At 46.3% G+C, this 10,164-nt stretch carries 9 protein-coding genes and 1 pseudogene; 9 read left to right on the top strand and 1 reads right to left on the bottom strand.

Features of this window, described 5'->3' with window-relative positions; translation table 11 throughout:
• From A3763_RS28120 to A3763_RS04560, 3 genes are all read left to right on the top strand, one after another.
• Positions 1-1,308, top strand: a 1,308-nt coding sequence (locus A3763_RS28120; protein WP_068759917.1) for an ABC transporter permease, incomplete at its 5' end; no start/stop codon positions are given.
• A 249-nt stretch (positions 1,309-1,557) separates the two neighbouring features.
• Positions 1,558-3,789 carry a selenide, water dikinase SelD gene (selD, locus tag A3763_RS04565; protein WP_068553554.1) on the top strand — a complete coding sequence of 744 codons (2,232 nt, stop codon included), beginning with the start codon at positions 1,558-1,560 and terminating at the stop codon, positions 3,787-3,789.
• Between the two features lie 151 nt (positions 3,790-3,940).
• Positions 3,941-5,068 carry a hypothetical protein gene (locus A3763_RS04560; protein ID WP_068513598.1) on the top strand — a complete coding sequence of 376 codons (1,128 nt, stop codon included), beginning with the start codon at positions 3,941-3,943 and terminating at the stop codon, positions 5,066-5,068.
• 23 nt (positions 5,069-5,091) lie between these two features.
• Here the strand turns inward: A3763_RS04560 and A3763_RS04555 are convergent, their stop codons facing one another.
• Positions 5,092-6,582: a PLP-dependent aminotransferase family protein gene (locus tag A3763_RS04555; RefSeq protein ID WP_068513601.1), complete on the bottom strand. Its 1,491-nt coding sequence runs from the start codon at positions 6,580-6,582 to the stop codon at positions 5,092-5,094.
• Positions 6,583-6,710: 128 nt separating this feature from the next.
• Between A3763_RS04555 and A3763_RS04550 the strand changes: the two genes are divergently transcribed.
• From A3763_RS04550 to A3763_RS04525, 6 genes and pseudogenes are all read left to right on the top strand, one after another.
• Positions 6,711-7,304, top strand: coding sequence for a pyridoxamine 5'-phosphate oxidase family protein (locus tag A3763_RS04550; protein WP_197469914.1), 594 nt, complete (start codon positions 6,711-6,713; stop codon positions 7,302-7,304).
• Between the two features lie 72 nt (positions 7,305-7,376).
• Complete coding sequence (locus A3763_RS04545; RefSeq protein ID WP_156490509.1) at positions 7,377-7,601, top strand: hypothetical protein; 225 nt, start codon at positions 7,377-7,379, stop codon at positions 7,599-7,601.
• A 9-nt stretch (positions 7,602-7,610) separates the two neighbouring features.
• Positions 7,611-8,387, top strand: a complete 777-nt coding sequence (locus tag A3763_RS04540) for a hypothetical protein (RefSeq protein WP_068513607.1) — start codon at positions 7,611-7,613, stop codon at positions 8,385-8,387.
• Between the two features lie 249 nt (positions 8,388-8,636).
• A complete protein-coding gene (locus tag A3763_RS27320; protein ID WP_156490508.1) occupies positions 8,637-8,840 on the top strand; it encodes a hypothetical protein in 204 nt (67 codons plus the stop codon).
• Between the two features lie 52 nt (positions 8,841-8,892).
• Positions 8,893-9,399 (top strand): DUF3087 family protein, encoded by a 507-nt coding sequence (locus A3763_RS04530; protein ID WP_068513612.1) that lies wholly within the window; start codon positions 8,893-8,895, stop codon positions 9,397-9,399.
• Between the two features lie 297 nt (positions 9,400-9,696).
• Positions 9,697-10,164: pseudogene (locus tag A3763_RS04525) on the top strand (hypothetical protein); the annotation flags it as partial.

Raw genomic sequence — 10,164 nt, 5'->3', positions numbered from 1 at the left:
GCCTTGGTCGGTGTGGCGATCTCTTCTGTATTCGGCTTGCTGTTGGCGCAATGTTTTCAGCATCGTTTGGTCCGTATTGGCTGTGCCTTTATCCGTTCAATTCATGAAATTTTTTGGGCTTTGCTGTTTTTGCAGTTCTTTGGCTTGTCGACGCTGACTGGCTTGTTGGCGATTATCATTCCTTTTTCTGGCATCTTCGCCAAGGTCTATGCCGAGATTTTGGAAGAAAGCGATCGTGCGCCGAATGATGCCCTGACCCACCAGGCACAAGGCTCGTTTTCGGCTTTTCTTTACGCGCGCTTGGCGCAGGCTTGGCCGCAAGTCGTGTCGTATACGCGTTATCGTTTGGAGTGCGGTATTCGAAGCAGCGCGATACTTGGTTTTATCGGCTTGCCTACGCTGGGCTTTCATCTCGAAAGCTTCTTCAGTGAAGGCGAGTACGATCAGGCCGCGGCAGTGCTCTATGTCTTCTTTTTTGTCATCGCCAGCTTAAGATTCTGGAGTCATCGTCGTAGCTTATTGCTGCTATTGCTAGTCGCGGTGGTGTGGTTATCGACTCAATTGAATTTATACCTGAGTACACAGACCGATCTGATATGGCGCTTTTTAAGCTACGATATCCTGCCTGAACCCTTAAAAGGGGCTGAAACTCTTTGGCAGCTAGAGGCTTGGTATGCGACATGGGACTGGGCTAGCTTTCTGATACAGCAGCAGGTGGCCGAAGGCGTTTGGAATACCTTATTACTGACCATGATTTCATTGGTGGGCAGTGGCATCTTAGCCTTAGTCATGTACCCCTTTATTTCACCCTTATTTTTGAACAAAGGCAGCCGTTATCTGTCACACTTCTTGTTAGTCGTTTTGCGCTCTATACCTGAGCTGATGTTGGTGTTTGTTTTACTGATTATGATGGGTCCCTCGATGGTGCCCGCGATCGTGGCTTTGAGCTTGCACAATGGTGCGATTATCGCGCATTTGATTGGCAACGCATCACGCAACCTTAAGCTAAGACAAGACGCCCCGAAAGGCATTAATCTATATTCCTACGAAGTCACGCCCAGATTATATCGGCCCTTTTTGGCCTTTTTGTTTTACCGCTGGGAGGTGATTCTACGAGAGAGTGCCATACTGGGAATTCTCGGCGTGCATACCTTGGGTTTTTACGTCGACTCGGCCTTCGAAGAGTTGCGCTTTGATCGCGCCTTGTTTTTAATTTTAGTGACGGCATTGCTGAATATTCTTGTCGATACCTTATCACGCGGTATTAGGCGAAAGCTGCGGCTCAATGCCTTGCCGGATATGCGTTAGTGTAAGAGGAACAGTCCCGTTATAGGGTGCGCCGTGCGCACTGGCGGAGTAGTGGCATTCAAGCTTATATTTAACAAATAACAATGACTGTAGGCAGAGGGTTCTATCCCTCGCTCGATCAACCTCGTGCTAGCCTTCATGCGAGCCGTGGAAGGCTCTGCCTACAGGTTTAGGGCACTAAAGAGGGAGCGATAACGAATGATTACCATTGATTACCGCCTCTCTTAAAGAGCTGGATTAGGAATAAACGTGAAAAAAAATGAGACAAATACTGATACACCCATTAGCCAAGACTTGGTGTTAATCGGTGGTGGCCATGCCCACGCTATTGCTCTGAGCATGTTGGCCAAGCGTCACCTACCTGGTGTGCGCATTACCCTGATTTCCAATTCAGTACTCACACCTTACTCAGGTATGCTGCCTGGCTTGATTGCCGGGAACTACGAGCATGAAGACGTGCATATCGACCTGGGCGCAGCGTGTCGAAGTTTTGGGGTGCGCTTTATTGAAGATAGCGTGACAGGCCTCGATCTTGAAGCGAAAACCATCTTCTGTCAGCAGCATCCGCCGTTTTCGTACGACGTATTGTCGATAGATATAGGCTCTTCTCCAGACTTAAAAAACATACCAGGCACTAAAGAGTTTAGCGTTGGTGTGAAACCTGTTGATCGCTTTCTCGCTCTCTGGCATGACTTGCAGCAATCCCTACTGAGTAAGGAACTCACTTCGCCGGTAGATATTGGTATTGTCGGCGGTGGTGCCAGTGGTGTTGAAGTTGCGCTAGCGATGCAGCACAAACTTAAGTGTGCGCTAAAATACCGAAAGACGAGCTTTGAGCAACTTCGCTTTCACGTGGTCTCGGGGAGTGACACGATACTGCCCAGCCACAATGCCAAAGTGCAGCAGCGCTACCAAAAGGTATTGGATAAACGTGGGGTGCAGGTTCATCATGATTTTCGCGTGTCTAAAGTTGAAGAAGGGTGCTTGGTCGATGCGCGAGACGCTGAAAACCCGAGGGAACTAAGCTTAGACAAGATTATTTGGGCAATATCGGCGTCAGCCCCTGAATGGCCGAAAGCCGCTGGTTTAGCCTGTAGTGAGCGGGGCTTTATAGAAGTGGATGCTTGTTTGCAGTCAGTTTCTCATCCTAATGTTTTTGCCTCGGGTGATATTGCTGATGTGCTGGATCACCCACGGCCTAAAGCCGGTGTATTTGCTGTGCGCCAGGGTAAACCCTTGGCTGATAATCTTGAAAAAGCCCTACGTGGTGAGCCATTAAAAGCCTTTGTCCCTCAGAGCAAGTTCCTGAGTTTAGTGAGTACTGGCGACAAAGCTGCAATTGCCTCTAGAGGTGACTGGGCAATGTCGGGCGCATGGGTATGGCACTGGAAAGATTCAATCGACCGTAAATTTATGCGCCGCTTTAGTGAACTTGCCAAGCCGATGATCCCCGCTGAAAATGCGAGTGTGGATGCTGAGCCGATGAGTATGCGTTGTGGCGGTTGCGGTGCCAAAGTGGGGCAGCCTATTTTAAATCGCGTGATTGCCCAGCTTTCAACACGTTATGAGGATAAGGCGAAGGTAGCACTGTCCCAGCCGGATGATGCCGCCGTTTTGGCCATTCCTGCCGATAAATTATTAGTCCAGTCTGTCGATGCTTTTCGACGTTTCATCGATGATGACTACCTCTTTGGCCAGATTGCCGCGAACCATGCCTTGGGTGATATTTTTGCCATGGGAGCAACGCCCCATAGCGCCCAAGCTTTAGTGACCTTACCTTTTGCGAGTGAAGAAAAAGTTGAGCAGCAATTGCTTCATCTGATGCTTGGCGCGAGCAAGGTTTTTGATGCGTGTGAGATGCCCATTGTTGGGGGGCATACTGCAGAAGGTGCTGAACTAAGCCTTGGCTTTACCATTAATGGTCTAACCGATGAAAACCAGCTTCTAACCAAGGCTGGGCTTCAGCCAGGTGATAAATTGATTCTAACTAAAGCGCTGGGAACAGGGGCTTTATTTGCAGGGGATATGCGAGGCTTGGCGAAGGGGCCTTGGGTGAAATCGGCGATTGAAATGATGCTTCAGTCTAACCAAAAGGCGAGTCATATCCTCTTCAACCATAGGGCGAAAGCTTGTACCGATGTCACGGGCTTTGGCTTAGCTGGACACTTACTGGAAATGCTTCAGGCGTCAAAGCAAAAGGCTTCTTTGAATCTGGCTTCCTTACCTGTATTGGACGGTACTGAAGCACTGATGGCTAAGGGTATATTCTCGAGCTTGCATGAGCAAAACAAACAAATCGATACCAAGATGCGTGCTTTTATTTCCTTGGAAACGCCGAAAGAAGCAGAGATTTTATTTGACCCCCAAACTGCGGGAGGTTTATTGGCTGGAGTGCCTGCTGATCAAGCGAACGCTTGTTTAAATGAGCTGAGAACCGCGGGTTATGACTTGGCTTGTGTGATTGGCGAAGTGATTAAGTAGTAATATCCAGCTACCTTACCATCCTTTGGAGGGGGCTGACTTGAAGGCATTCACAAAGGTAAGAATATCTCGTTGAGGGAGGTACTTTTCATCGTTAGCATGTGTGAAAAATAAACAAAATAAAAACACACATGTGCAAAAGGATGTTTGTATGAGTACCTACTTTTCCAGCATCAAAGATGAAATTCATACATTGGGCAAACTCATTGCAGGTTGTATTTACGCGAAAACGGTTTTATTCGTTGAAAACTGTTATTCCGATATGACTCCCTTGCAGGATGAAGAGCTATCGGAGATTTCCGGCCAAGCTTTTGTCACCCTAGACCAGGAAACCGTTCTTGGAAAAGAAATGACCCGAGTAAATATTGGTATGGAACTCAAGACGCAGCTGAACGTTGAGGAGCTTAAATTAGGCGAATATCCTCGCTGGGAAAATGGCGAAGCTTGTTTTGAGTGTGATGGAACAGAACCAGGCTTGGAAAAGCAGGGCGCAGATCTTTGGGTTAAGAATATGAGCTTTGGCGCGATTGCCGAGACCAGTGGTAGAAAGATGGATGGACGCTACTATAGAGCGGGCGAAATCATTCCTTTTGAGTTTTATGACCCTTACATCGAAATCGCTAAAGAAGACGATGAACTAGTGGGTATGCGTATTGGCTTTCATCAGGCGCGTGGTATTTTCTCTGGGGATATTTTGAGCTTTACCGGTCAACTGCCCGTTCAAATAAAGGATAATGCTTACGCATTGATTGATGCCCCTAATCGCCCCTGGTGGTTTGCCTTAGCGGGGGCTCTCTTGCCTTTTACACCGGTAGAAGGGCAGGCTCATCCGATTACCGCACCGAATGTGGTGGATGGTGAGGTAGATTATGAAAGCGGTGGTCAGCCAGACCCTGTCCGAGCGACCCATATCGGTTTGCCCAGTGGTTCAAATTTTACGCTTGGGCCTATCCCGTTTATTGGTGATATAGATTTTGCCACGACTGACTGTAACCTTCATGGAGTTCCGACCTGTTTTCCGATGACTCAGTTTAAAAGCATGGAAGTAGGGGAAAAACAAAAGAACGGCACTTTTCTACCTACTGGCGGTTTCTTTTTGTCGATGCAGAAAAAGGCCATGGAATGGATTGAACCTGTTAGTCAGCAACGCGTTTCGACACCGAGCGGAGTATTCTTCAGTGTTCCGGTTGGGAGTGTTGAATTCAACCTGGAACAATCATTTCATGGTACGCCTCGCCGCCGAGTTGAGTATATTGATAGAGGTGTGGGCTTGTTTTAGTTCGATTGACCTTACAGTATTGATTAAGTGCTAGTCATGCATGAAAGCATGACATTCCGAAGCGTTTGTATATGCGGATCAATCAGGCTTAGCTCCGTATTAGCAAAACCCAGTACAAGGCCTTGCTCCTCGGCTCGATCGAGGTAATAAGTGGATAAGGGGCTGGCAGAGAGGTTATGCTCCCTCATCGCTTCAACAACCTTCATATCTGATAGCCCGGCCTGGCAAAGTTGCGGATTAAAAATCAATACTATGTGCATGCCCGCGCCGGTGCACTCGGGCTTTGCGAGATTTTCCAGGTGCTGTTCGCAAGCCGCGATGATCGTTTTGAATTTCTCGTGATAGAGCCCTCTCATTTTTCTCAGGTGCCTGATAAAGTGCCCTTCTGCAATAAACTCAGCGACAGTTTCCTGCTCAACCATTGGTGTTTGCCCTGCGATTCTATTTTTCGTCTTCACACATGGGGCAATGACTTGCTCAGGGACAACCATGTAGCCAAGCCTTAGTGCAGGGTAAAGTACCTTGCTAAATGAACCGATGTAGATAACTTGATCCTGTAAACCCAAACCTTGCATGGAGGCAATCGGTTTGTGTTCATAGTGATATTCACTGTCGTAATCATCCTCCAGAATCCATACTCCATTTTCAGCAGCCCATTGAAGGATGTTTAAGCGATTTGCCAAAGGCATAATCCCGCCCATCGGATATTGATGAGTCGGTGTGACACATAAGATTTTACCCTTTGGTTTCTTCGGTAGTGCTTGTAGGTCTAAGCCATTCTTACCCACCGGGATGCCGGTAATTTTGCACTGATGTGCTTTAAAGGCTTCGCGCATTCCAATGTAGCCCGGGTTTTCCAAATAGACTTCATCTCCGTGATTCAAGATGACTTGAATCGCGATATTGACCGCTTGTTGAGCGCCAACCGTGATGATGATTTGCTCGGGTGTGCAATCCAATCCTCGTGAAGATTTTAAGTAGCTGGCAAGCACTTCTCTCAAGTAGGACGAACCTTGTAATGAATCATATCCAAGCAAGGCGATACGCTGGCTTTGTTGTTGATATATTTGCCCCCATTTTTTGATGGGAAAAGCTTTGAGGTCAGGTAAACCGGCTTCGAAACTGGTGTTGCGATAGACTCTGATCTTGTTGTCGCCGAGCAAGACTTTTCCAGAATCAGAGAGCGGCATCTTGGTTGGTTTTGACTCAAATCGCATGATGTTCTTCGTTTGAGCATTGAGATAATCATCAGGAAGATTGGTCGCAATATAGTGGCCCGCTCCTTTTTTCGTTTGCAGGTAGCCTTCAGCTTTCAGTTGCTCGAAGGCGCCCGAAACCGTGTTTCGGCTAACCTTAAGAATACTCGACAGCGCACGGCTAGAAGGTAATCGCCTCCCTGAGACTAATCGTCCATCTAATATTCTGTTCTTGACCCCCTGATACAGCTGATGTTGCAGTGTCTCGGTGCCAGAAAAAGAAAAGTCACGTAACGAGTCAAATTCTTCAGTGCTCAAATTGGTACCACCAGAAATTAATTATTGGATCTTAATGTGGGGCCAGTATTGATTCAGACTAAGCATGAGTCAAGCACAGAGATACGAGTGCGATAGGAAATATCTTTATATAACAAAGGAGAATAGAGGTGACCTTAAAGAAAACGCAGCGCTCTGAAATAAAGCGAGCAGCAAAACGAGCCAGTTACCAACAGAGCGACTTATACCCCTTGATTGATGAGCTAAAACTGGCGCATATTTGCTTTGCGCCCGAAGGTAAACCTATGTCTATCCCGATGCTTTGCTGGCGTGTCGACAATGCGATTTATATCCATGGTAGTCGAGGCAGTCGCCTGGTTAAGCAACTCACGAGTGGGCTCGAAGCCTGTGTATCCTTCGCTGAATTAAATGCCTGGGTAATGGCGAAATCGGGCTTCCATCACAGTGCTAACTATCGTTCGGCTGTACTGTTTGGCTACTTTGAATTGGTGGAAGATGAACAGCAACAGCTTGCCGCATATGAGCACTTTGTTGAACAGCTCGAAACCGGCCGTTGGAAACAAATTCGCCAACCCAATGAAAAGGAACTTCAGGCAACATCACTACTCAGGATGGACATCGACGAAGGGGCAGTGAAACAAAGACAGGGCGGCCCAAATGATGACATTGAAGACTTGGTGCTTCCCGTTTGGGTGGGAGAGATTCCTATCATTAAAACATGGGGAGAGCGAGTGGAGTATTAAGGCAGGCTCGAAAAGCGCCTGCTTAAGGAGTCCGACGGTGCGCACAGCGCACCGACCTTTATCGCAATTTTCTTGAGCTTTGTCATAATGATTGGCTTTGTCGGCCAAATCGAAGACTATGTCGTGTATCGGGAGTTTGGAAGCCAGGCTCTGGCGGGTCACGGAGTGCTAGGCTTGATAGCCATCGCATTATTCATCAGTGGTCATCGAATGCATAAAATGAAGTTAGTGATTAAGGCCAGATTAAGGCACAATCAGCGCGAAAACGAATTAAAAGATAAGCAACAACAGCCATAGGTAACCTTTATGAAGAAAATACTATTACCACTTTTGATAATTATACTAATCGCCGTCGCAGGTGTTGCTTACCTGGCCGGCTCACTCAATGACATCGTTAAAGAGCAGGTTGAAACGCATGGCAGCAAGGCTTTACAAAGCGCTGTTGTTGTAGAGGGTGTTGATATCAGGTTGATGGATGGTTTTGGTGAGTTGAGCGATTTCTCTGTCGCTAACCCTAATGGCTTTACCCCGACGTCAGCTCTTGGTTTTGGTATCGTGCGCCTGGATATTGGTACAGAGAATATCACTGAAATGCCGATTGTCATTGGGGAAGTCTTGGTTGATTCACTTTCGGCACTGTATGAATTGAATGCTCAAGGAAAAGGTAATCTAAATGTATTGCTTGAGCAGATTACCAGTCAGGCTAGTGCTGACTCAGGAAAAAGCGGCAGTGCTGACAAGACTAAGGAAGAGTCGGGTGCAGACTCCGACGTGCGCATCGTGATCAAGAAGCTAACTATCAAAGATACGCAACTAGCGTTAGATCTGAGTGCGCTTGGCCAGAAAAAGTATGATGAAACTCTCCCCACCTTTGCTGTCTCGAATGTAGGTGGAAGTGCGGGCCTTCCTCCAAAGGAACTTGCTCAGGCTATGGGTAAACAAATACTTGATAAGCTTATCAAAGAAGCTAAAGCAAAGCAGACGGAAAAACTGAAAGCGAAAGCTAAAGAGAAGCTGATGGAGAAACTTGAAGAGAAAGGTGGTGACAAGCTTAAAGGTCTTATGAAGAGCTTCGGGCATTAGGCTAAGGCATTCCAGAATAAGCTAGCTTATCTTCCAAGATAGGCTGGCTGTTCCTTTCATATAGTACTCTCTTAGCACAAGGCCAATGACGATATTATGATAAGTATATGTATTTATTGCGGTGAGAATAAGGCTATAGCCTTTGAGGTCTGTAACGCTTGTTCTCGTACCCCAGACTCTCATCGTGATCAAATACGCTCGATTATCCTGAGTTATAGTGAGAACGAGCCTTACTTGAATTTTTTGAGTTTGGAAGAACTTGAAGAGATTCGGGAAAAAATTATCACAGGTGCTCCCATTGAGTTAAAAGCTGAGGTATATAGAAATGCTGAAGAAGCCTTCAGTGCTGTGAAAGTCACGGAAGGGCCAAAGTTAATACAATACTTTTCTGGTATCTCTGTACCGGTTACAGCGCTTATATTATTAGCCTTTTTGGCCGCCATTTTTATTTAAGTTTCTGTTGTTATCTTGAGACTGAATATTTAGAGGTTTTAGTTAGAAGAATATGAATTTACAGAATATTGATAAAACAACTTATCGAAAGCACCTTAACTGGGTGATTGCTGGAAGCATTGTTGCTTTATTGGCGATCGCGCTTAGCGTATCAACCCTACTGATTCATTTAGTTGGGGAACCTGGAGGTTCAAATTTCGTTCTGAATCTGGTGGGTGTAGTGTCTGCCGTAGCGCTTGTGCTAAATACTTTATACCGAAACCGGAATACGCCGTTTATGTCGGAAGTTTGGTATGTCTGGCAGCTTAAACAAGAGCTCAATGCAATTTACCGAAAATCAAAAGCCTTAAACCAAGCGTTGGAACAGAACAATCACCAAGCGTTTATCATCAAATATTATCACTTGAAAGCTTCTATTCAGGTATATGAGCTGGATGACAATACGCTCACTATCAATCAGCTAAAAACTGACTTACGCGAACTGGAAGAAAAAATACAAAGCTTGGGTTTGAGCGTGAGCATCGAAGATTATCAGTCAGATTTACTGAAGACGCTTTGAACGAAGGGGCGGTGGTCTCCAAATCTGTAGGCAGAGCCTTCCACGGCTCGCAGGCGGGTTAGCACGAGGTTGATCGTGCGAAAGTCAACGAGTCAGAGTAAATAACAACCCAACTAAAATTCGAATATCCAGCCCGAATAAATACCTTTTAACCTAAACAACCTAGTTTGCCCATTTTTGCCAAAGCCTTCTAAGTATTTGTTTTTTAGTCTGTAGTTTCGCCACAAGAAGGTGGCGTGTTGTAGCACTAAAGGAACAATAAGAAGTACCCAAAACAAACATAAAAACGGGGAAATTATGAAACCTAAATCTTTCTTTAATACTCATCCACTCAAGGTCATGACACTAGGCCTGACGCTTGCCTGTTCTGATATCGCATTAGCGGCTGGAGAGGAATTTCTAGACTATGGCCTGCACTGGGCTAGGGTGCAAAATGGCGCAGAGAATCAGGTCAAAGCAATTGAGGCTGATGGCACGATTAACGAAACCATTAGTAATTACTATGACGACTCGAAGCCAACGGTTATTTATTTCCATGGCTGGCAGAATGGCTCTTCGCAAGATGGCTATGACCGCGAAGACTTTACCTTCGCCAACAATGGCAACTCACTCTCGCATAAATCCTGGAAGCAAAGGGGTTGGAACGTTGGCGTATTTTACTGGAACCAGTTTGCCGATGAAGCTGAAGTCAAAGATGCAGAAGCCAAAATGTGGAGTGCTAATGGCCCAAAAGGTATGCGTTATCGGCTAGATGACGGTAGTTAC

The organism is Oleiphilus sp. HI0128, assembly GCF_001635365.1.
This window is presented reverse-complemented; position numbering and strand designations above follow the sequence as displayed.

Excerpts from the sequence above, each read along its gene's own strand:
- A3763_RS04540 (WP_068513607.1), top strand. The coding sequence starts at position 7,611 with ATGAAGAAAATACTATTACCACTTTTGATAATTATACTAATCGCCGTC.
- A3763_RS04530 (WP_068513612.1), top strand. The coding sequence starts at position 8,893 with ATGAATTTACAGAATATTGATAAAACAACTTATCGAAAGCACCTTAAC.
- A3763_RS04560 (WP_068513598.1), top strand. The coding sequence starts at position 3,941 with ATGAGTACCTACTTTTCCAGCATCAAAGATGAAATTCATACATTGGGC.